Annotated in this window: 19 protein-coding genes; 11 read left to right on the top strand and 8 right to left on the bottom strand. The window is 65.3% G+C overall.

What is annotated here, in order from left to right:
• Positions 1–214 precede the first annotated feature (214 nt).
• The 5 genes from IVA87_RS09620 to IVA87_RS09600 all read left to right on the top strand — a co-directional run bounded on the left by IVA87_RS09620 (position 215) and on the right by IVA87_RS09600 (position 5,404).
• Positions 215–706 (top strand): tripartite tricarboxylate transporter TctB family protein, encoded by a 492-nt coding sequence (locus IVA87_RS09620; protein ID WP_247301288.1) that lies wholly within the window; start codon positions 215–217, stop codon positions 704–706.
• 4 nt (positions 707–710) lie between these two features.
• On the top strand, positions 711–2,222 hold the full coding sequence (locus IVA87_RS09615; protein ID WP_247301289.1) for a tripartite tricarboxylate transporter permease: 1,512 nt from the start codon (positions 711–713) through the stop codon (positions 2,220–2,222).
• 47 nt (positions 2,223–2,269) lie between these two features.
• Positions 2,270–3,259, top strand: a complete 990-nt coding sequence (meaB, locus tag IVA87_RS09610; protein ID WP_247301290.1) for a methylmalonyl Co-A mutase-associated GTPase MeaB — start codon at positions 2,270–2,272, stop codon at positions 3,257–3,259.
• Complete coding sequence (locus IVA87_RS09605; protein ID WP_247333450.1) at positions 3,256–3,912, top strand: pyroglutamyl-peptidase I; 657 nt, start codon at positions 3,256–3,258, stop codon at positions 3,910–3,912. The genes meaB and IVA87_RS09605 overlap by 4 nt, the downstream gene beginning before the upstream one ends.
• A gap of 121 nt (positions 3,913–4,033) precedes the next feature.
• Positions 4,034–5,404, top strand: a complete 1,371-nt coding sequence (locus IVA87_RS09600) for a TIGR03808 family TAT-translocated repetitive protein (RefSeq protein ID WP_247301292.1) — start codon at positions 4,034–4,036, stop codon at positions 5,402–5,404.
• Here IVA87_RS09600 and IVA87_RS09595 read toward each other — a convergent pair.
• The 4 genes from IVA87_RS09595 to IVA87_RS09580 all read right to left on the bottom strand — a co-directional run bounded on the left by IVA87_RS09595 (position 5,401) and on the right by IVA87_RS09580 (position 9,480).
• The gene (locus tag IVA87_RS09595) at positions 5,401–5,976 is read right to left on the bottom strand and encodes a TIGR03809 family protein (protein ID WP_247333528.1); all 576 of its coding nucleotides are present in this window, start codon (positions 5,974–5,976) and stop codon (positions 5,401–5,403) included. The genes IVA87_RS09600 and IVA87_RS09595 overlap by 4 nt on opposite strands.
• Positions 5,977–6,486: 510 nt before the next feature.
• Complete coding sequence (locus IVA87_RS09590; protein WP_247301293.1) at positions 6,487–8,202, bottom strand: S8 family serine peptidase; 1,716 nt, start codon at positions 8,200–8,202, stop codon at positions 6,487–6,489.
• Between the two features lie 16 nt (positions 8,203–8,218).
• Entirely contained in the window at positions 8,219–8,914 is a 696-nt protein-coding gene (locus tag IVA87_RS09585; RefSeq protein WP_247333449.1) for a hypothetical protein, read from the bottom strand.
• Positions 8,911–9,480, bottom strand: a complete 570-nt coding sequence (locus tag IVA87_RS09580; protein WP_247301295.1) for a sigma-70 family RNA polymerase sigma factor — start codon at positions 9,478–9,480, stop codon at positions 8,911–8,913. Before IVA87_RS09580 ends, IVA87_RS09585 begins: the two co-directional genes overlap by 4 nt.
• Before the next feature lie 432 nt (positions 9,481–9,912).
• Between IVA87_RS09580 and IVA87_RS09575 the strand changes: the two genes are divergently transcribed.
• Positions 9,913–11,070, top strand: coding sequence for a GGDEF domain-containing protein (locus IVA87_RS09575; protein WP_247333448.1), 1,158 nt, complete (start codon positions 9,913–9,915; stop codon positions 11,068–11,070).
• Between the two features lie 62 nt (positions 11,071–11,132).
• Complete coding sequence (locus IVA87_RS09570; protein ID WP_247333447.1) at positions 11,133–12,236, top strand: DUF2336 domain-containing protein; 1,104 nt, start codon at positions 11,133–11,135, stop codon at positions 12,234–12,236.
• A gap of 11 nt (positions 12,237–12,247) precedes the next feature.
• Here the strand turns inward: IVA87_RS09570 and IVA87_RS09565 are convergent, their stop codons facing one another.
• Both IVA87_RS09565 and IVA87_RS09560 read right to left on the bottom strand, forming a co-directional pair.
• The gene (locus IVA87_RS09565; RefSeq protein WP_247301298.1) at positions 12,248–12,886 is read right to left on the bottom strand and encodes a DUF1109 domain-containing protein; all 639 of its coding nucleotides are present in this window, start codon (positions 12,884–12,886) and stop codon (positions 12,248–12,250) included.
• Between the two features lie 2 nt (positions 12,887–12,888).
• Positions 12,889–13,434, bottom strand: a complete 546-nt coding sequence (locus IVA87_RS09560; RefSeq protein ID WP_247301299.1) for a sigma-70 family RNA polymerase sigma factor — start codon at positions 13,432–13,434, stop codon at positions 12,889–12,891.
• Positions 13,435–13,724: 290 nt separating this feature from the next.
• On the opposite strand from IVA87_RS09560, the gene IVA87_RS09555 reads away from it, so the two are divergent.
• From IVA87_RS09555 to IVA87_RS09540, 4 genes are all read left to right on the top strand, one after another.
• Complete coding sequence (locus tag IVA87_RS09555; protein ID WP_247301300.1) at positions 13,725–14,393, top strand: hypothetical protein; 669 nt, start codon at positions 13,725–13,727, stop codon at positions 14,391–14,393.
• 108 nt (positions 14,394–14,501) lie between these two features.
• Complete coding sequence (locus tag IVA87_RS09550) at positions 14,502–15,281, top strand: enoyl-CoA hydratase (protein WP_247301301.1); 780 nt, start codon at positions 14,502–14,504, stop codon at positions 15,279–15,281.
• A gap of 187 nt (positions 15,282–15,468) precedes the next feature.
• A complete protein-coding gene (locus tag IVA87_RS09545) occupies positions 15,469–16,899 on the top strand; it encodes a TolC family outer membrane protein (RefSeq protein WP_247301302.1) in 1,431 nt (476 codons plus the stop codon).
• A 192-nt stretch (positions 16,900–17,091) separates the two neighbouring features.
• The gene (locus IVA87_RS09540) at positions 17,092–18,054 is read left to right on the top strand and encodes an amidohydrolase family protein (RefSeq protein ID WP_247301303.1); all 963 of its coding nucleotides are present in this window, start codon (positions 17,092–17,094) and stop codon (positions 18,052–18,054) included.
• A 3-nt stretch (positions 18,055–18,057) separates the two neighbouring features.
• Here IVA87_RS09540 and IVA87_RS09535 read toward each other — a convergent pair whose 3' ends face one another.
• Both IVA87_RS09535 and IVA87_RS09530 read right to left on the bottom strand, forming a co-directional pair.
• Positions 18,058–21,174, bottom strand: coding sequence for a CusA/CzcA family heavy metal efflux RND transporter (locus IVA87_RS09535; RefSeq protein WP_247333446.1), 3,117 nt, complete (start codon positions 21,172–21,174; stop codon positions 18,058–18,060).
• A 28-nt stretch (positions 21,175–21,202) separates the two neighbouring features.
• A complete protein-coding gene (locus IVA87_RS09530; protein ID WP_247301305.1) occupies positions 21,203–22,447 on the bottom strand; it encodes an efflux RND transporter periplasmic adaptor subunit in 1,245 nt (414 codons plus the stop codon).
• Between the last annotated feature and the right edge of the window lie 13 nt (positions 22,448–22,460).

The raw sequence follows: 22,460 nt of genomic DNA, 5'->3' as shown, positions 1-22,460 counted from the left end.
CGTGGCGAGTAGCTCGCTTGCAGCCCATCCTTCGAGACGCCCGTCTACGGCGGGCCCTCAGGATGAGGTCGCGTTTTGCGGCGAGATATCAGACCCTCATGGTGAGGAGGCCGCGAAAGCGGGCGTCTCGAACCATGCAGGCCGAGCAGCTTCGTCATATGCGCTAGCCCAACCCACGCGGGGAGAGGAAGTGCACTTCTCATAGGATTCTCCCATGCGTCTTCCCGACTCCGTCACGGGATCGTTTCTCGTCGCACTCGGCGCGGCCGCCGCCTATGGCGGTTGGATCTTGCCGCCGGTGCCGGGGCAGCCGGTCGGCCCCAACGTGTTTCCGCTGGTGATCGGCACCGGGCTCGCCCTGTGCGGGCTCGCCATCGTGTTCGGCATTGGCCATTCCTTCGAGGAGGAGGAAGAGCTGGTCCCGCTCGAGAACGGCCAGGCCGCCAGCCCGCCGCCGCAGGGCAAGCTCTACGGCTTTCGCGCCTTGCTGCCGCCGGCGCTGCTGCTGTTCTACGTCTTTGCCGCCGACCGGCTCGGCTTCATCCTCACTGCCGCGATCATGGTCTACGTGACCTCGACCGCGTTGGGGGCGAAGTGGAAGCTGGCGCTGCCGCTCGCGGCGCTCTCGCCGTTCGCCATCCACCTCATCTTCGGCAAGCTGTTGCGCGTGCCGCTACCGGCCGGCCTGCTGCCGACGCCCTGGTAATCCCATGCTGAAAACCCTGATTGATGCGTTCGCACTGATCTCCACCTGGGAGGTCATCATCGCGATGTTCGCGGCGTCCGTGTACGGGCTCGTGATCGGCTCGCTGCCGGGCCTGTCGGCGACGATGGCGACCGCCCTGCTCGTCCCCGTCACCTTTTACCTGTCGCCGATCGCGGCGATTGCGACCATCGTCGCGGCCTCCTCGATGGCGATCTTCTCCGGCGACATTCCCGGCGCGCTGCTGCGCATTCCCGGCACGCCGGCCTCCGCCGCCTATGCCGACGAAGCCTATGCCATGACCCGCAAGGGCCAGGCCGAGCTCGCGCTTGGGGCCGGCGTCTGGTTCTCCGCGGTCGGCGGCATCGCCGGCGTGCTGTCGCTGATGATCCTGGCGCCGCCGCTGGCCGAGATCGCGCTGTCGTTCTCGACGTTCGAATATTTCTGGCTGGCGCTGCTCGGCCTGATGTGCGCCACTTTGGTCGCGCGCTCCTCGCCCGTGAAAGCGATCGCCGGCATGTTCATCGGCCTGCTGGTCTCCTGCATTGGCATCGAGAATCCCGGCGGCGTCCCGCGCTTCACCTTCGGCCTCACCGATCTGTTCGGCGGCATCGAACCGATCCCGGCGCTGGTCGGCGTGTTCGCGGTGGCGCAGGTGATGCGCGCGATGCTAACGCCCGAGCCGCCACCGCTGCCGCGACGAAAATTCGGAAGCATCATGGCCGGCCAGTGGAAGCTGACCAAGAAGTATCATTGGCAGATGACGCGCGGGAATATCGTCGGCATCATCATCGGCGTGCTGCCCGGCGCCGGCGCCGACATGGCCGCCTGGGTCTCCTACGCGATGTCGAAGCGCTTCTCGAAGGAGCCTGAAAAGTTCGGCACCGGTCACGTCGAAGGCCTGGTCGAGGCCGGAGCCAGCAACAACGCCAGCATCGCCTCCGGCTGGGTGCCATCGCTGCTGTTCGGCATCCCCGGCGACACCATCGCCGCGATCGCGATCGGTGTGCTCTACATGAAGGGACTCAATCCCGGCCCGACGCTGTTCACCGAGAAGGCGTCGAGCATGTACGCGATCTATCTGATGTTCATCATCGCGAACATCATGATGATCCCGCTCGGCATCGCCATGATCCGGGTCGCGGCCTACATCCTGCTGGCGCCACGCTCCACCGTGATGCCGATCATCATGCTGTGCTGCGCGGTCGGCTCGTTCGCGATCGGCAACAACATGTTCGGCGTCGTCACCGTCGCCGCCTTCGGCGTGATCGGCTATGTCATGGAAGCGAACGGCTATCCCGTGGCAGCCATGGTGCTCGGCATCGTCATGGGCACCATGGTCGAGCAGGCTTTCGTCACGTCGTTGATCAAATCGGACGGAAGCATCCTGCCGTTCTTCGAGCGCCCGGTCGCGGCGATCCTCGCCGCGATGGCGATCGGCGCGCTGCTGTGGCCGGTAATGGTGTGGGCGTGGCGCAAGATGAAACCGCCCCAGACGGCGACGGCAACATCCCGGTGATTTGCGAGCGCCCTCGCCTGCCCAGCCGGGCCGTTGTAAAGCAAGGCATGACCGAGAAGAAGGCCTCGCCGGACACCAAGTCCCTCGCCCGTGACGTGCGCGCCGGCAGCCGCGCGGCGCTGGCGCGGGCCATCACGCTGGTGGAGAGCCGGCGCGCCGACCATCAGGCGCTGGCGCGCGAACTGGTGCAGATGCTGCTGCCTGACTCCGGCAAGGCGGTGCGCGTCGGCATCACCGGCTCTCCGGGCGTCGGCAAGTCCACCACGATCGACGCGCTCGGCACGTATCTGATCGAACAGGGCCACAAGGTCGCAGTGCTCGCGGTCGATCCGTCCTCGGCGCGCAGCGGCGGCTCGATCCTCGGCGACAAGACCCGGATGGCGCGGCTGTCGGTTTCCACCGATGCTTTCATCCGCCCCTCGCCGTCTTCGGGCACGCTCGGGGGCGTCACGGCCAAGACACGCGAGGCAATGCTGATTTGCGAAGCCGCAGGCTTCGGCGTCGTGCTGGTCGAGACCGTCGGCATCGGCCAATCCGAGACGGCGGTCTGCGACATGACCGATTTCTTCCTCGCACTTATGCTGCCGGGCGGCGGCGACGAGCTGCAAGGCATCAAGAAGGGCCTGGTCGAGCTCGCCGACATGATCGCCATCAACAAGGCCGACGGCGACAACCTCAAGCGCGCCAAGATCACCGCCGCTGACTACCGCGGCGCGCTGCACATTCTGGCGCCGCGGTCCGAGCATTGGCACCCACCGGTCGAGACCTATTCGGCGCTGACCGGCGACGGAATCGCGAGAATTTGGCAGAGGATCCTTGATCACCGCAAGGCGATGAGCGCATCCGGCGAGTTTGCCGCGCGGCGGCGCGATCAGCAGGTGAAATGGATGTGGTCGATGCTGGAGCAGCGCATGCTGGCGCGGCTGCGCAGCGAGGTGTCGGTGCGCACCAAGGTCCGGAAGATCGAGGCCGAGGTGGCCGACGGCCACCTCACGCCGGCCCTCGCCGCGGAGCAGATTCTGGAGCTGCTGCAATGAGCGAAAAGCTCCGCATTCTCCTCACCGGCTTCGGGCCGTTTCCCGGCGCGCCCTTTAACCCGACCCAGCCGCTGGTAGCGCGGCTGGCGCAGCTGCGCCGCCCGGCGCTCGATAATGTCGCGATCGCAAGCCACATCTTCCCGGTCACCTATGCTGCGGTCGACCGGCAATTGCCTGACGTGCTCGCGAAGGTGAAGCCGGATGCGCTTCTGATGTTCGGCCTCGCCGCGCGCACGCCTTACTTGCGCATCGAGACCCGCGCCCGCAATGCGGTCACCATGCTCTGGCCGGATGCCGCCAACACCCGATCGAGCAAGCGCGGCATCGCCGGCGATGCGGACGCGATGACGTTCGGTCCGCACACCGCAAGGCTGCTGCGCGCCGCACGCCTCACCGGCATCGATGCGCGCGCCTCGCGCGATGCCGGCGCCTATCTCTGCAATTATCTGAGCTGGCGCGCGATCGAGAACGTGAGAGCAGGCGGGCCCAGGCTTGCGGCGTTCATCCACATCCCGCTGCTCGCGCGCAGCGGCGCAGTGCGCCGCAAGAGCGCAGCCCGGATCACGCTGGAGGAACTGGTGGATGCGGGCGAAGCGATGCTGATGGAGATGGTGCGATTGGCGCGGAAGGAACGGAACACGTTGGGGCCGTAACCCCTACCGCACCCTGCTTGCGTAAACATTTAACCCTACCGCGAACAATCCTCACGCCACCGGCGGTCCTGAGCTACCTAGTCCCCCGCGGACACCTCCCGCGTCCGCCGGAGGACGCGTCATGGACCTCAATCGCCGTCATCTCATCGGAGCCTCGACCGCTGGCATCGCCGGCGCGCTCGCCGTGCCGGCCGATGCTGCGCGCGCGGCGCCGCTGACCTCCCTGCTCGGCCGCGACGCCACGCAATACGGTGTGCGGCCCGGCGCCAGCGAGGACCAGACCCGCGCGCTCCAACGTGCGATCGATGAGAGCGCGCGGGCGCAGATGCCGCTCGCCTTGCCGCCCGGCATCTACCGCACTGGACTATTACGAGTACCGAGCGGCGGGCAGCTGATCGGCGTGCGCGGTGCGACGAAATTCGTCTTCACTGGGGGCGCGTCGGCGATCCAGAGCGACGGCGCTGACTCGATCGGTCTCACCGGCATCACGTTCGATGGTGGTAACATTCCGCTGCCGACGCGGCGCGGCCTGATCCACGTCCTCGGCGGCCGCGACGTCCGCATCACCGATTGCGTGATGATCGGCTCCGGCGGCAGCGGCATTTGGCTCGAGCAGGTCTCGGGCGACATCTCCGGCAACATCTTCTCCAATATCGCAATGACGGCGGTCGTCTCGTTCGATGCCCATGGCCTCAGCGTCTCCCGCAACACCATCACCGGCACCAACGATAACGGCATCGAGATTCTGCGCACCGCGATCGGCGACGACGGCACGCTGGTCGCCGACAACCGCATCGAGGACATCAAGGCCGGCCCCGGCGGCTCCGGCCAGTACGGCAACGCCATCAATGCCTTTCGCGCCGGCAACGTGATCGTGCGCGGCAACCGCATCAGGAACTGCGATTACTCCGCCGTGCGCGGCAACTCCGCCTCGAACATCCATATCACCGGCAACAGCGTCAGCGACGTGCGTGAAGTCGCGCTCTATTCGGAGTTCGCGTTCGAGGCCGCGGTGATTGCCAACAACATTGTCGACGGCGCCGCCGTCGGCGTCTCCGTCTGCAATTTCAACGAGGGTGGCCGCATCGCCGTGGTCCAGGGCAACATCATCCGCAACCTGATACCGAAACGGCCGATCGGCACCGCGCCGGACGACGATGCCGGCGTCGGCATTTATATCGAGGCGGATTCCTCGGTGACCGGCAATGTGATCGAGAACGCGCCGTCCTACGGCATCGTCGCCGGCTGGGGCAAGTATCTGCGCGACGTCGCCATCACCGGCAACGTGATCCGCAAGGCGCTGGCCGGCGTCGGCGTCTCCGTGATGCCCGGCGCCGGCACCGCGCTCGTCAACAACAACATGATCTCGGAGACCCCGCGCGGCGCCGTGGTCGGGCTGGACCACGCGCGCGCGGTCACGTCCGACCTGTCGGCCGACGGCGCGCAGCGATTCGCGCAGGTGGTGGTCGGCGGGAATGCGGTGCGGCGTTAGAACGCGTTGCGCAGCAGCGGGTATTTGGCCTCCAGGCCATCGAGGCTGAAGGTGAATTCGACGACGCGCTCGGGGCCGGCGACGATTTCGGCGGCGGGTGGGGAGAACTGCGGCAGTAGCGTTGCCGCCGTTGGCGGCGGCATAATGGCAGGTGCCGCGCGCGGTGCCATCGCGGGCGGCGCGGACAGCGGTGCGATCGGGGTTTCGGTAATGTCGGCGAGAACGTCCGGCGTGGGATCGAGCCTGACCGGCACCGCGGTCTCGGGCGCGATGTGGACGGCCTTCGGCTGCACGGTCTGCGCCTGTTGTTCGCGCGGAAACACGCGCGGCATCGTCGCCGGCGACCACCCGAAGGCGGGCGTCACGCTGGCGGCTGCCGCAGCGACGTCCGCACCCGTTGCAAGGGCGCGCCAGGTCTGGACCGCACGCTTGGCCTCCTGGATATTTTCGAGAAATGCGATCTCGGAGTGGTAGCGGCGCCAGCGTCCGGTTTCGAACATTTCGGAGAGATGTTGCAGCCGCTGCTCCGCGAGAGCGCACCAGCGTGCCGCAATGTCGCGGCTAACGGCCACGTCGCGAACGACTTCTTGGCGATGTGTCATGAACCAGCCCGTCAGGAGAAAACACGGACGCGGGGACGCAACGCACACGAATCAATTTAGACGCGACATGATTATTTTGTGGAAAAGTTTTGACTTGTCCAGCAACGACACCGCGTCCGCCGTCGAGCACCGTAATCGTGCGGAGATTTGCTGTGTTTTCGAGTCAAGCTTCGCACAAGCATGACCGGCTTGCCGCATGCCGCGCGAGCGACGCGACGGACGCGGATGCGATCCTTCAACCGGAAGCTGAACGATCGCGACGCTTTAAATTGGATGCCCACAAAGAAAAGACCCGTCCGGGGGGACAACCGGACGGGTCGAGCCATATGGGCGCTTGGGGTGGATGGGCGCTCGCGCCTGATATGACCGATGGGGAGGGATGACCGCTCCCACATAATTTGGTCGTGGCAGCTGGCTGAACGTTCAACGCGGCGTTCGCTTTTTTGACCTTCGGCGGGCGCGCGCGTCTTGTCGCAGCCGCTACCGCGTCCCCGGCCTATCCGCCTGAGAAATCGCGGATTTTTCGTCTGCGCTCGACAACGAGGGTCGCTCGATGGCGCGGATGCCGGACTCGTCGGGACGCTTCCCGGCATCTTCACGTTTTGTTGTACCGGATGCCGCCGCAACCGGCGCCGCACTGTCGGCCGGAACGGCCATGACCGCGGCAAACGCATCGGCCTCGCCGTGGCCGAACAGATCATCACGGCCGGGTGGACCGAGATCGCGCGCGGTCTTCGCCAGCGTCGTGCGCAGCGCTTCCGGCTTCAAGGCATGGTTGCGCTCGAGCAGCAGCGCCGCGACGCCGGAGACACAGGCGGCGGAGAACGAGGTTCCGGACGTCATCTGGTATTTGCCATCAGGCGCCGGCAGGAAGATGTCGACGCCGGGAGCTGCGACCGCGATGTAGTTGCCGCGATTGGAGGCGGTGAACAGCCGGTCCTGCTGGTCGGTCGCACTCACCGCGATCACGTTGGGATTGGCGGCGGGATAGAGCGGCGGCGATTTTGCCCCGGCATTGCCGGCGGCCGCGATCAGCACGAGGCCGCGCGCGGCGCTCGCCGCGATGGCCCGCTCGATCACGGCGTCCTTGGGGCCCGCAAAGCTCATATTGACGATCTGCGCGCCGTGCTCGGCAGCATAGTTCAGCGAGCGCAGGATGATGTAGGACGAGCTCTCGGCCCCGCCCGCAGGGCCGCCGAAGGCGCGGATCGCGATGATGCGCGCCTCGGGCGCGCTACCCATCAGCCGGCCATGCGCGACGATGGCACCCGCGATGCCGGTGCCGTGAACATGCGGTCCCTCGGTGGTGCCGAGCGCATCGAAATTGTCGGCGATGGAATTGGCGAGTTCGGGATGGCTGGCGTCGATCCCGGAATCGATCACGGCAACCGTGACGTTGGCGCCGTGCGCCAGCGTATGCGCCTGCGGCAGGCGAAGCTTTGTCAGTGCATATTGCGCAGGATCGCCTTCGGTCGGCCCCGACGATTTCTGGTCCTGGAGCACATAACGGAAGTTGGGCTGAAGCGAGCGCACACTGCCGTCGGCCGCGAATTCGCGCCGCACCGTCTCGTATGGCCGGACATCGGTGAGGCGGAACAGGCCCAAAGTGGCGCCGATCAGCGGGAAATTCTCCGAGGCGACGCGCGTCAAGCCGTGGCGACGGGCGAGCTCGTCGGCCTCGGCCGGCGACAGCGCACCGTGGATCTCGGCGACGAACTCCTTGGCGAAGCTGCGCGAGGTGACCGCGGCCGGCGTGCTGTTGCCGCGTCCCTTGCCGGCGCTCTTCTTGACTGATTTTCCACCGCCCTCGCCGCCCGCGTTCGGCTGCGCCAGGCATTCGCCGCCGGCATCGCGGTAGGGTGCGGTGCAGGCCGGATAGAGGTTCGGCGAATAGCGCGCATAGGGCATTACCGGCGTCGGCCGTATGCGCGACGACGTGGTGTGGGGAATGGCCGGGATCGTCCGCGGACCGCGGCCGACGCCGACCGCGCGCGCCGCCGCGACACCGGGGCTCACACGCGGGGCAATGCTCGGAGAGATGGTCGGCGTGCGCGAGGGAACGCTGATCGTGGGCGTACGCATGGTCGCCTGCGCCCGCGCAAGCTCGACGCCGAGACAGGCTGTGAGCAGCAGCGCGGCTCCGATCGAAGTCGCGTAGGCCCCGGCGCGTACCCTGCTCTCCGACTGGCGCGTCATCGGTTCAGCGGCGCGGTCAGGGCGTCGCGACGGCCAGATTGACGAACTTCTCGCGCTGCATCTTGCCGAGCAGCGAGGCGAGCTCGTCCTGGCTCATCGCCTTGTTGAATTGGAGGCGGAACATGCCGCCCTTGGCTCCGTCGATGATCGACGCCTGATAGCTGTCGAGCAGCGCGGTGATGTCGGCGATGCGCGCCTCGGGAGTGAAGCGCACCAGCGCACGCGCCGGCGCGGCCGTGCTTCCAAGCTCGCGTGTGATCGGCGCGCTGGTCGAGAGCGAAGCCGTCTGGAAGGTCGCCGGCTGGTTCTTCATCAGCACGGCGCCGATGATTCCGGCTTGCAGCACGAGCGCGACGGCGCCGAGGCTCGCCGACCATGCCAGCGTCCGCGGCGACAGGCTCGCGAAGAAGGTCGAAATGCGCGCGGACAGCGGCAGCGAACCGATCGCCCGCGCCGGCTCGGCATCGATCGCGGCGAACAGCTTCTGCAGCGCGCGCGCGGACGGAGCCCCCAGGCTCTCGTTTAGATGAATGGTCTCTTCGTACTCGCCGCGGATCGCGGCATATTGCTTCGCGAGCTCCGGATCGCGCGCCAGCGCTTCCTCGACGCGGCGGGCATCGCGCGCGTTCAGCGTGCCGGCGGCGTGCCAGGGCAGCAGCAGTTCAATTTCACTGGGCTCATGCTCCAGCATCTTCTTGCTCAACGCCATCATGGCCAGCCTCGCTCAACGCCGGCTGCCGTCAGCAGTTCGGCCAATTTCTTGCGCGCATAGAACAAGCGCGTCTTCACAGTGTTCTCCGGTATCCCGACGATCTCGGCCACTTCTTCCACGGACTTCTCGTGGTAGTAGACGAGATCGACGATTTCCCGGTGTTCCGGCGAGAGACCCGTCAGACACTCCCGCAACGCCTCACTGGTATCCTTCTTCTGCACCAGCGTTTCTGGATCGTCGGACGTATCCTCGATCGCGTTGGCGGCCTCTTCATCCAACTCAAAATCCTTCCTGCGCCGAAGCGCAGACAGGGCCTTGAATCGGGTGATTGCCAGCAGCCAGGTGGAAACAGCGGATCGACCCTCGAACTTGCCGGCTTGACGCCAGACGTCGAGAAATACCTCGCTGATGAGGTCTTCCGCCGCCTGCTCATTCCGCACGAGCCTGAGCCCGAACCTGTAAACCCTGACATGGTGCCGCCCGTACAGCACCTGCATGGCGAGCCGGTCGCCTTGAGCGATCCTGGCGATGAGGACCTCGTCCGAAGCCGCCTGTGTCACGCTCAAAGGCCGTCTCGCAAGATTGGTCGGGTCGATGCGGCGGACGGTTCGACCGAAAGGGCGAAATTCTTCAACTTACCGCAGTCATACGCGAGCCGATGTGATCTACCCCACATACATGCATTGTTCGTATTCCGCCCGTTGCGGTCTGCCATCTCAGTCCATATCGGTAGCATAATACTGAAATTTTTCCCTAGCAGAAAGCGGGTCTGGCACAGCCAGCGTGGCCAAGTCTCGCTCCATAGCAGCCCTGCACGACGTGTGTCGCGCGACCCCCGTTTTAGCTCGACCGGTACTCGATGCCTCATGGCCGGCAGATGTCCTTACCCGCAAATGTTCCATGGCTGGAACGCACCGTACGGATTCGGTTCCGAAGGATACCAAACCTAAAGGCTTGCCACGTAGATTTGTGGGCTGACATCCACCATCGGCAGGATAATGAACACGGCCGCGACGTCCTTTCCGGAGAGGAATGCCGCTGAAGTCGCGGATCTCGTCCTCGCGCGCGAGGCGGCGGCTCCGGAAGTCGTGGCCCGGCGGGCCCGGCAGCGCCGCCAGATGTATGTCGGCCAGGTCGCGAGCTACTCGCTCGGGGCCTCGGTCCTGCTGCTGTACGCCTATGACGGCGCGATCTCCATGGGCGTGCCGTCGCTGTTCTGGCTCGGCGGCCTCCTGATCATCGGTACGTTCACTGTGCTGTCGGAAGCCGGCTTCGGTGATCGGTTCGAAGATCATTACCTCACCGTTTTCCAGATATCTGCGCATACGACGCTGCAACTGGTGTTCCTGCTCGCGGTACCGACGGTCGGGGTCGCCTTCCTCGCCGTGCTGTTTCTGATCTTCGCGTTTGGTACGCTGCGGATGACGTCGAGCCAGGCGATGGTCACCTGGGGCCTTACCACCTGCGGGCTCGTCGTAGTCTTTCTGGGCTCGGATCTGCCGATCGGCCTGCCCGTTACGACTCGGTTGCAGCGGACCGCCTCGATGCTGTGCTTCGTGCTGGTGATCGGCCAGTGCGCCACCCTCGGCCTCTTTGGCGCAACGCTGCGCAAGATCCTGTACCGGCGCAGCATCGAGCTCAAGGCCGCCTATCAGCGCATCGAGGAGCTGGCCGAGCTCGACGAACTCACCGGCTCCTACAATCGCCGCTGCATCATGCGGCTTCTCGACACCGCGATCGAAGAGTCACGGCAGGCATCAACGCCTTGCGCGATCGCGCTGATCGATCTCGACTGGTTCAAGCGCATCAACGATGCCCACGGCCATCCCATCGGCGACGAGGTGCTGCGCACCTTCGCGATCACCATTTTTGCCAACATCCGCCCGGCCGACTGCTTCGGCCGCTACGGCGGCGAGGAATTTCTGCTGCTGCTGCCCGGAACGGATGGCGCGGCGGCATCGCGCATGCTCGACCGCTTGCGCCAAATCGTCGCCGATCTCGACTGGAATGCATTTTCCCCGGGCATGCGCGTGACCATTTCCGCTGGCGTCGTGACGCTGCGCGACAACGATACTGCCGACACGTTTCTCGTGCGTGCCGACCGCGCGCTCTATTCCGCCAAGGCGCAAGGGCGCAACCGCGTTATAACGGACTGACCAATTCATTTTTTCCGACGCGTGAGAAGACGGCGCCGGACCGAACGCTCCAGGACAGGGCCATGAGATCGAAATCCGCAACGTCATCCGAGAACCTGCTCGAGGAATTGCAGGCGGCGCTCTCCCACGGCACCGTTGCGCGCCGGGTCGAGACGCTGCGCCGCGTCACCGATCTCTTCGTGGGCAACGCGGTGGATTATTCCGACGACCACGTCCGCGTGTTCGACGACGTGTTCCAGTGCCTGATCGAGCAGATCGAGGTTTCGGCCAGAGCGCTGCTCGCCGACCGCCTCGCACCGATCGCGTCCGCGCCGCCCAAGATCATCCGTACGCTCGCGCTCGACGAGGTCATCGAAGTCTCCGGCCCCGTGCTGTCGAAATCGGAACGGCTGGACGAAGCGACACTGATCGAGATCGCGCGCAGCAGAGGCCAGGCGCATCTCAAGGCGATCTCGCTGCGGCGGGTGCTATCGGAGGCGTTGACCGACGTGTTGGTGACGCGCGGCAACGAGGACGTGGTGCAGTCGACCGTCAGCAATCCGGGCGCGCGCCTGTCGGAGGGAAGTCTCACCGACCTCGTTAACCGCGCCGAACGCGACGATGACCTCGCCACCTGCATCGGTCTGCGACCCGACCTGCCGCGTCATCACTATTTGAAGCTGATCGCAAAGGCTTCCTTGAGCGTGCGCAAGAAGTTAGAGGCCGCACACCCCGGGCTCGCGGAGGAGGTGTCGAGCGTTGTCCAGGAAGCCGCCCAGCGGGTCCGCGCCGCCGCCACGACCAGGCAGACCGAGATGGCGCGCGCGCTGGTGAAGTCGCTGCACGAGGACGGTCGCCTCAACGAATTTCAGGTCAGCACTTTCGCCGAGCAGGGCAAGTTCGACGAGACCAATGCGGGACTCGCAGCTCTCGCGGGCGTCGCGATCGAGACCGCCGAGACCATAATGATCGACAGCCGGACCGAGGGCGTGATGATCCTCGCCAAGGTCGCCGGCATGTCATGGTCGAGCATGCGCGCCATCATCGCCATGCGCGAGAAGCTCTCCGGCGGCTCGCAGACTGACATGCTGACGCTGCGCGACACCTACGAGGCCCTGCGCTCATCGACCGCGCAGCAGGTACTGCGCTTTTACCGCATGCAGCAGAGCACGACGCCGGCGACGTGAAGCCCGGCGCGCTAGTACCGCAGGACTTTCGAGCCCACTGCCGCGCCGATCGCGGTCACCACCGCGGTCGCGATCGTGTACCAGGTCGCGACGAACAGCGGCGAATCGTCGGTGCAGTGCGAAGCGTAGAGCGTCGCGGCCAGCCCGGCAGACAACAGCCCGGCGAGCGCGCCGGCGAGCGCCGGGCGCGACGGCGCACCGTGGCGCAGGCCGAACAGCGCTCCCGCAAGCAGCGGCAGTGCCATCGCGGGGATCGCAAACAGGCATACCCTGGAGTTCTTGCCCATCAAGCGCATCGTCATCGGCATGGCTGGCGCCATCATCGCCTCACTGCCGATCGCCACAGCAAGCAGTCCGACGGGAAGCAGCAAGAGCCAGCCCCAGCCGCGCAGCAGGGCTTCGGGACGCGACAGATGCAGGCTGACGATGATGGCGGGAATCGCGAGCGACAGCGTCACCGCGAACTTCATGTCGAAGAACGGGTTGCGCATCGCACTCATCATGTCCGGACGCACACCGAGGAACGTCGCGAAGATCAGGATCGACAGCGGCGCGGCCACCAGCAGTGCCATGGTCAGGACGGTGCCGACGCGCGGCGCGCGATGGACGTTGTCGGCCGCGAGCGAGCGAATGAGTTGATCGGTATCCATGTCTAGTGGTCCCGCAGTTTGGCAGTCAGTGCAGCAAGTCCACGATGCAGCGCGACCCGCACCGCACCTTCGCTCATCGCAAACTTTGCCGCCGTATCCTTGATCGAGGCGGCCTCGACCGCGATCGACTGCAAAACCTCGCGCTGGCGCTCCGGCAGGGTGCTCAGCTGGGCGGCGACCTCGCCCGCCGAAGCCGTCTCCTGCGGCGCCTCGCCCGGCAGCGTCTCGGCGAAATCGTCGATGTTGACGAAGACGCGCCTGCCGCGCCGCCGCAGCGTATCGATCAGCTTGTTGCGGGCGATCGCGAACAGCCAAGGCGCGAAGGGGGCTTCGCTGTCCCAGGTGTGCCGCTTCAGATGAACCGCCAACAAAATCTCCTGCACGATATCCTCGGCCTGGTCGGGAGACTGGCCTGCCCGCGCCAGCCCACGTCTCGCAGCAGCGCGCAGCACCGGCGTAACCGCCTTCAACAGGCGATGATACGCCGCATTATCGCCAGCCATGGCCGACCGCATCAGGCCGGTCCATTCATCCTCACGTCCGCGCACGCGCGCCCCTCACCATGCAATTCGGCCGCTCTTTCAATTTGTTACCCCAGCGCCCGCGCGATCACGGATTCGTGATCGACGCCAAGCCTCCGTCTCCGGTGCGGCCGTAAGAGCCCGCGACGCCTCATAACACCTATCAACCCGGCCCGCATCCGGCGGCCGGCCGCGAGGGGCGATTGCCCCGTTTTCGCCCTGTGGAGCCCGAAGATTCCCATTTTCTGCCCCGCTGTCGTCACGCCCCAGGGTCTCTGTTCGTTCTTGGGACGGGCGGAATTGGGGAGATCGTCAACATGATCAAAGCCAGCGGGCGCGCGGCCCTGATCCTTGTGGCCGGGCTTTTCTTGCTGTTTGGCGGCGTTGCACAGGCGGCGCCGAACTCAGCCGAAAGCAGCAAATCCGACAGCGCAGGCAATCAGGCCGACACGGCCAAGCCGAGCAAGCAGCGGCACCATGAGTCGCGCCGCGCCAGCAGCAAGACGGCGCAAAAGTCCGACGACAAGGCCGACAAGAAGGACACTGCGGCAAATACCTCCGAGCCCAAGGCCGGCACAGACGGGACCGCCTCAACCCAGATGCCGCCGGAAGTCGCCAACGCCCATGCGCAGCTCACCGCCACCGATATGCCGACCGCTGCCGCGGCCTCTGCGATGACGGGCCGTGCCAACGACAACGTCCAGGCGGCGGCCGATGACACCCCCAATAACACCGCACCCAAGGCCGAGACCCAGGTGGTGGCCCCCGATCAGCTCAACGACATCGACCGCGCCGTGCAACAGGACAACCCGCCGGCGCAGAAGGCCGTGGTCGCTGCAACCGAAGCGCAGCCGCGCCCCACGCCGGTGATCGCAAGCAGCCAGCAGAGCTCGGCCTGGGACCAGAGCTCCCTGATCGGCAAGATCTTCATCGGTGTCGGCACGTTTCTGACGCTGGCCTCGGCCGCGCGCATGTTCATGGCCTGACCGTCAGTTCCGCCAGGACGCACCGCCCCGCGCGTCCTGCGTCCTGCCCCTTGAAGCCCACCGCGCCAGCGGGCACATTGCCCACCCAATCAGAAACGTGGGTGGAACATGAGTACGTTCGAACACATCATCGTCGAAAGCAAAGGCGCGGTCGGCATCATCAAGCTGAATCGGCCGAAGATGCTCAACGCGCTCTCTTTCGGCGTCTTCCGCGAGATTGCGGCCGCCGTCGACGATCTCGAGGCCGATGAGGCCATCGGCTGCATTGTCGTGACCGGCAGCGAGAAGGCCTTTGCCGCCGGCGCGGACATCAAGGAGATGCAGCCGAAAGGCTTCATCGACATGTTCTCCGAGGATTTTGCCGCGATCGGCGGCGACCGCGTCGCGCGCTGCCGCAAGCCGACCATTGCGGCAGTCGCGGGTTATGCGCTCGGCGGCGGCTGCGAGCTCGCCATGATGTGCGACTTCATCATCGCCGCCGATACCGCCAAGTTCGGCCAGCCCGAGATCACGCTCGGCACCATTCCAGGCATCGGCGGCACCCAGCGCCTGACGCGCGCAATCGGCAAATCGAAGGCGATGGACCTCTGCCTCACCGGCCGCATGATGGATGCGGCGGAGGCTGAGCGCAGTGGCCTCGTCAGCCGCATCGTGCCGGCCGACAAGCTGATGGACGAGGTGATGGCGGCAGCCGAGAAGATCGCGGCGATGTCGCGCCCTGCCGCCGCGATGGCCAAGGAAGCGGTGAACCGCGCCTTCGAGACCACGCTCGCCGAGGGTATGAGCGTCGAACGCAACCTGTTCCACGCGACTTTCGCGCTGGAAGACCGCTCCGAGGGCATGGCGGCGTTCATCGAGAAGCGCAAGCCGGTGAACAAGAACCGGTAGCGCACATACCGGTCAGGCTGGTGTAAGGCTCTGGCGCTCTCCTGCGCACATCCTGTGACGTGCCTGCAACAAGCACGGAATACATGGAGGTTTTGCCCGCGGCAGTTTGCCTGCGGGACCTCGGCTGGCTAAACAGCTAAGAGGCCATCGTCGGCGGGGGCGGACAGCCGGGGTTAAGCGGGATTACATGATTGGGCGTACCGCCAGAGCTAGTCGCGGTTTGACGCGACGTCGATCGGGCGCGGGTCATGTGCTTGCGACATGGACCACGCTGGCGCTCGCGTGCGCCCTTCCCTCCGCGGCATGGGCCGAAGCCCTGCCGGAGGCATTGGCAAAAGCCTATCAGACCAATCCGCAGCTCAATGCCGAGCGTGCGCGCCAGCGCGCCACCGACGAGAACGTGCCGCAGGCGCTGGCCGGCTACCGGCCGCAGATCGTGGCGAGCCTCAGCGCGGGCCTGCAATCGGTGCGCAATCTGCTGCCCGACAACACCATCCAGACCGCCAATCTGAAACCCTGGATCATCGGCGTCACCGTGACGCAGACCCTGTTCAACGGCTTCCGCACCGCCAACAGCGTGCGCGCTGCCGAACTCCAGGTGCAGTCGGGCCGCGAGGCGCTGCGCAATGTCGGCCAGGGCGTGCTGCTCGACGCGGTCACCGCCTACACCAACGTGCTCGCCAACCAGTCGCTGGTCGAAGCTCAGCGCTCGAACGTCGCCTTCCTGCGCGAAACACTCGCCGTCACCCAGCGCCGCCTCAACGCCGGTGATGTCACACCGACCGATACCGCCCAGGCCGAGGCGCGCCTCAACCGCGGCCTTGCCGATCTCAACGCGGCGGAAGTCGCGCTCGCCGTCAGCCAGGCAACCTATACGCAGGTCATCGGCAACGCGCCGTCGCAGCTTCGGCCGGCCGAAGCCGTCGACCGCTATCTGCCGAAGAGCCGCGAGGACGCCATGACGATGGCGATCCGCCAGCATCCGGCGGTGATGGCCGCAAGCTTCGACGTCGACGTCGCCTCCACCAACATCCGCATCGCCGAAGGCACGCTGCTGCCGAGCGCCAGCATCCAGGGCAGCGCCAGCAAGAGCCGCAACAACGACCCGACGCTCGGCACCTTCGCCGAGGATCAGGCCTCGATTGTCGCCAACGTCACCGCCCCGATCTACGACGGCGGCCAGGCCGCGGCGCAGACCCGGCAGGCCAAGGAGATCACGGCGCAGAGCCGGCTCGTGCTCGACCAGGTGCGCAATCAGGCGCGCACGGCCGCAATCAGCGCCTGGGTTGCCAATGAAGGCGCCAAGATCACGGTCTCAGCCTCGGAGTCCGAAGTGAAGGCGGCCACCGTCGCGCTCCAGGGCGTGCAGCGCGAGGCCGCCGGCGGACAACGTACGACGGTCGACGTGCTGAACTCGCAAGCCGACTTGATCCAGGCCAAGGCGCGCCTCATCAGCGCCAACCGCGACCGCGTCATCGCCTCCTACACGCTACTCAGCGCGGTCGGCCATCTCGATGTCAAAACGTTGAACCTGAACACGCCGGATTACCTGCCCGAGGTGCATTACCACCAGGTCCGCGACGCCTGGCACGGCTTGCGCACGCCGTCGGGGCAGTAGCAGCCGGCGGCGCAGTATCTCCAGCGCTCCGCCCTGCTCGCCCGTCTTGACGTACCCGATCGTGCGTGTTGACGGCTCACGCCCGCTTGCAGACCTAGTTGAGCAGCTATGCAGCGGAGTGGAGCGGCTGCCGGGCCGATGTGATACTGTCCCAGCCCTATTACCAAAGATAGTATTACAGGGAGAGAAACCATGCTCAGCCGACGCGGCGTCCTCTTCGCCTCCCTTGGCGCCGGAGTAGCCATGACCAACAGAGCCAACGCCCGTGCGGCGCAGCCTGAGACGCCGATCAATTTCGATGTCCCGGTGCATGCCTGCGACTGCCACACCCACATCCATGGCGATGTCGAAAAGTTTCCGTTCTTCGCAGGGCGCGTCTACACGCCGGAGCCGGCGAGCCCCGAAGAGATGGCCGCGCTGCACAAGGCGCTGCATATCGAGCGGGTGGTGATCGTGACACCAAGCGTCTACGGCACCGATAATTCATCGACCTTGTTCGGCATGAAAGCACGCGGCGCGACCGCGCGCGGAGTGGCCGTGATCGACGACAAAACCACCGAGGCCCAACTCGACACGATGCATCAGGACGGATTCCGCGGCATCCGCCTCAATCTTGCGACCGGCGGCGTCAATGACCCCAATGTCGGCAGACCGCGCTTCACTGCCGCCGTTGAACGGATGAAGGCGCGCGGCTGGCACGTGCAACTCTACACCACGCTCGCCATGATCTCGGCGATCAAGGACCTCGTCGAGACTGCGCCGGTGCCCGTCGTGTTCGACCATTTTGGCGGCCTCGAAGCCTCGCGGGGCCTGGAGCAGCCGGGCTTTTCCGATCTCGTGGCGCTGGTGAAATCCGGCAAGGCCTATGTCAAGATTTCGGCCGCCTACCGTTCATCAAAGCTCGCTCCCGACTATCAGGATATGGTGCCCTTCGCGAAGGCGCTGATCGCGGCGAACGCGGACCGCATCGTCTGGGGCACCGACTGGCCGCATCCGGATTCCAGCCGCGTCGAGGGACGCAAGCCCACCGACATCGCGCCGCTCTATCAGATCGACGACGGACGTCTGCTCAACCAGTTGCCAGTATGGGCGCCAGATGCGGACGTGCGCAAGAAGATCCTGGTCGACAATCCGGCGCGGCTCTACGGGTTCTGACGATCAGCGCGCGGAGCGGGAGAAAAAGGAGATCAGAACCGGCAAGGTCACGAGGATCACGACCGGCGCCAGCATCATGCCGGTGACGACCACGACCGCGAGCGGCTTCTGCACCTGCGAGCCGATGCCGTCCGACAGCGCCGCCGGCAACAGGCCGACGCCGGCGACGACGCAGGTCATCAGCACCGGCCGAAGCTGCAATTCGCCGGTGCGCACCACCGCGCTCATGCGGTCCATGCCTTCCTCGATGAGCTGGTTGAACTGCGACAGGATGATGATGCCGTCCATGACGGCGATGCCGAACAGCGCGATGAAGCCGATTGCCGCGGAGACGCTGAATGCCGTGCCTGATATCAACAGGCCCAGCACGCCGCCGAAGATCGCCATCGGGATCACGCTCATCGCGAGCAGCGTGTCGGTCACCGAGCCGAAATTGAACCAGAGCAGGACGCCGATCAGCGCCAGCGAGATCGGCACCACGATCGACAGCCGCCGGATCGCATCCTGGAGGTTGCCGAACTCGCCGACCCACTCCATGCGCGAGCCGGGGGGTAGCTGCACCTGCTCGGCGATCTTCTGCTGCGCCTCGCGGATCGCGCTGCCGAGGTCGCGTTCGCGTACCGAGAACTTGATCGGCAGATAGCGCTCCTGCTGCTCGCGATAGATGTAGGCGGCGCCGGAGACGAGGCTGATGTTGGCGACCTCGCTCAGGGGGATCTGCGTGACGGTGCCGTTCGGCCCCGGCGCTCCGATCCGCAAATTCTGGATCGCCTCCGCGCTTCTGCGATATTCCGGCGCGAGGCGCACGATGATCGGGAAGTGGCGGTCGCTGCCAGGCTCATAGAGATCGCCCGCAGTGTCGCCGCCGATCGCCACCTTGATCGTGGCGTTGATGTCGCCGGGGGCGAGACCATAGCGCGCGGCCTTGGCGCGATCGATGTCGATCTGGATAGTCGGCTGCCCCAGCGAGGTGAACACCGCAAGATCGGTGACCCCCTGCACGGTGGCCAGCACCGACTTGATCTTGTTGGCGGTGTCGGTCAGCGCCTGGAGATCGCTGCCGAACAGCTTGATCGAGTTCTCGCCCTTCACGCCGGAAACGGCTTCGGAGACGTTGTCCTGGAGATATTGCGAGAAGTTGAACTCGACGCCAGGGAAGCGGTCGTCGAGCTGCTTGAGCAGTTGCGCGGTCAGCTCTTCTTTGTCGCGCGTGCCGGGCCACTGGCTCGCGGGCTTGAGCGGCGCGAAGAACTCGGCGTTGAAGAAGCCGGCCGCGTCGGTGCCGTCGTCGGGACGGCCGTGCTGCGACACGACGGACTCGACCTCGGGCCGGGCGCGGATCACCTTGCGCATCTCGTTGACGTAAGAATTGCCTTCCTGGAGCGAGATGGTCGGCGGCAGCGTGGCGCGGATCCAGAGATTGCCCTCTTCCAGCTTGGGCAAAAATTCGAGACCCAGCAGCCGGCCGAACGCAACCGTCATCAGCACGAGGCCGACGGCGCCGCCGAGCACGATGTTTCGATTGACGACCGCCCAATGCAGCAGCGGCGAGTAAAGCCTGTGCAGGATCTGCATGATCCTGGTCTCGGTTTCCTCGACATGGGCGGGCAGGATGATCGCCGACAGCGCCGGGGTGACAGTGAACGTCGCAAGCAGCCCTCCCGCAAGCGCATATGCATAGGTGCGCGCCATCGGTCCGAAGATATTGCCCTCGACGCCTGACAGCGTGAACAGCGGCAGGAAGGCCGCGATGATGATGGCCGCTGCAAAGAAGATCGAGCGCGAAACGTCGGCCGCGGCGCTGAGGATGGCATGGCTCTTCATGCCGAACAGCGTCTCATGCGACATCTGCTCGGCTTCCGACATCGGCGTGGTCTGGGTCAGACGTCGAAAGATCGCCTCCACCATGATGACGGTGGCATCGACAATCAAGCCAAAATCGATGGCGCCGACCGACAGCAGGTTCGCCGATTCTCCGCGGAGCACCAGGATGATCACGGCGAAGAACAGCGCGAACGGAATGGTGGCGCCGACGATCAGCGCGCTGCGCAGATCGCCGAGGAAGATCCACTGCAGCAGCACGATCAAGAGAATGCCGACCACCATGTTGTGCAGCACGGTGTGGGTGGTGAGCTCAATCAGGTCCCCGCGGTCGTAGATCCGCTCGATGCGCACGCCGGGCGGCAGGATGCTGGAATTGTTGATGGTTTGAACGAGTTGGTGGACGCGCTTGATGGTCGGCGAGCTCTGCTCGCCGCGGCGCATCAGGACGATGCCCTGCACGATGTCGTCGGAATCGTCGATGCCGGCAATGCCCAGACGTGGCTTCTGGCCGACGGTAACGGTGGCGACGTCCTTGACCAGCACCGGATTGCCGTTGGTTTGCGAGACCATCGTGTTGGCGAGGTCGTCGATCGAGCGGATCAGGCCGACGCCGCGCACGACGGCCGATTGCTGGCCGATATTGACGGTGTTGCCACCAACATTGACGTTGGAATTGCCGACCGCCTGGAGCAATTGCGGCAGCGTCAGACCGTTGGCGACCAGCTTGTTGAAGTCGACCTGGAGCTCGTAGGTCTTGCTCCTGCCGCCCCAGCCGGTGACGTCGATGACGCCGGGGACGGCGCGAAACCGCCGCTGCAGGATCCAGTCCTGAATGGTCTTGAGATCCAGCACGCTGTAGTTCGGCGGACCTACGAGACGGTAGCGGAAGATCTCGCCGATCGGGCTGAGCGGCGAGATCTGCGGCTGCACGTTGCCCGGTAGCGGAGCGAGCTGCGCCAGGCGGTTCAACACCTGCTGCAACGCCTCGTCATAAGTGTAGGCGAAGGAGAATTGGAGTTTGATGTCGGAGAGACCGTAGAGCGAGATGGTGCGAATGGTCGTCAGATTTTTCAGGCCAGCGACCTGGGTCTCGATCGGGATCGTGATGTAGCGCTCGATCTCCTCTGCCGACAGGCCCGGACTCTGCGTCACGATGTCGACCATCGGGGGGGTCGGATCGGGATAGGCTTCGATGTTGAGCTGGTTGAACGCGATCAGGCCGCCGATCAGGACGGCGACGAACATGCCGACCATCAGAAAGCGCCGGTTTACGGCAAGGGCAACGAGACGATCCATCAGCTCTTCAGTTTTCTTGGGTCGTCGATCAGCTGCCGGACGCCGCGCGGTCGATGAACAGGCTGCCCTTGGTGACGATCTGCTCGCCAGGTTTCAGATTGCTGGTGACCTCGACGAGGTTGCCGTTGATGAGGCCGATCTTGATCTGGCGCAGCTCGACCGATTTGTCCTCGCGCGCGACCCAGATGCGGACCTTGTCGGCTTCATAGATCAAAGCCTGTTTCGGCACCGCCGGCGCGGCACGGTCGCCGGCCGAGTAGATCGTGACGTTGGCGAACATCTCCGGCTTGAGCAGGCCGTCCTTGTTGTCGATGGTGGCTCGGACCAGGAGACGGCGGGTGTTGGGATCGATCGCGGCGGCGACGTAGTTGATCCTGGCGGTCAGCGGCCGGCCGGGCAGCGCCATCACGTTGACGCTGATATCCTGACCGATGCACACCGCGGCCGCATCACTCTCGCGCACGAAGGCGGTGAGCCACACCGTGGAGAGGTCGCCGATCACGAAGACCGGATCGCTGGCACCGGAACTGACGTACTGGCCAGGGCCGATCTTGCGCTGCACGACTGTGCCCGCGATCGGCGAATAGATCGTGATTTCCGGATTAATGACACCCTTTTCCTGGAACGCCTTGATGGTCTCGTCCGTGAAGCCGAGGATGCGCAGCTTGTTGCGCGCCGCTTCCAGCGCCGTCACCGAGGAGCGCATGTCGTTCTGCGCCTGAACCTGGGTCGCCTCCGCCTGCTGATAGTCCTTCAGCGGAATGGCATGGCCCTCATAGAGGTCCTTAGCGCGCTTGAACTGGATGTCGGAGAGCTCAAGCGCCGACCTCGCCTTGTTCTGCGACGTCATGGCCGCGACGAAATCGTTCTGAGCCTGCACCGTGTCGGCGGCCTCGATCGTGAACAGCGGTTGGCCTTGCTTCAGCATCTCACCCGGCTTGGCGAGCAGCTTGGTGACGCGGCCCGCATAGGGCGAGAACACCGGCGTCGAACGGTCCTCGTCGACCGCGACTTTGCCCTCGGTGACATACTCGGCCCGGAAGCTCTTGGCCTTGACCGGCTCGATCGTCAGCGTCGCCCATTCGGACGCCGTCGGTGTGAAGGTCTGCGCATTCCTGCGCGATTGGCTCGAGATTTCGGAGTGTTTCTTTTCCTTAGATCCCGAATACAGGAAGCCGTAGGCCCCGGCACCGGCGAGCGCTAGTAAAACTACGGAGGTGATCACCCGTTGTTTTGTAAGCACCTGCAATCGCTTGGTATTTTCAACCACCATTGAGCCCGGTCGT

The sequence above is a fragment of the Bradyrhizobium sp. 147 genome, from assembly GCF_023073935.1.
Lineage (GTDB): Bacteria > Pseudomonadota > Alphaproteobacteria > Rhizobiales > Xanthobacteraceae > Bradyrhizobium.
This window is presented reverse-complemented; position numbering and strand designations above follow the sequence as displayed.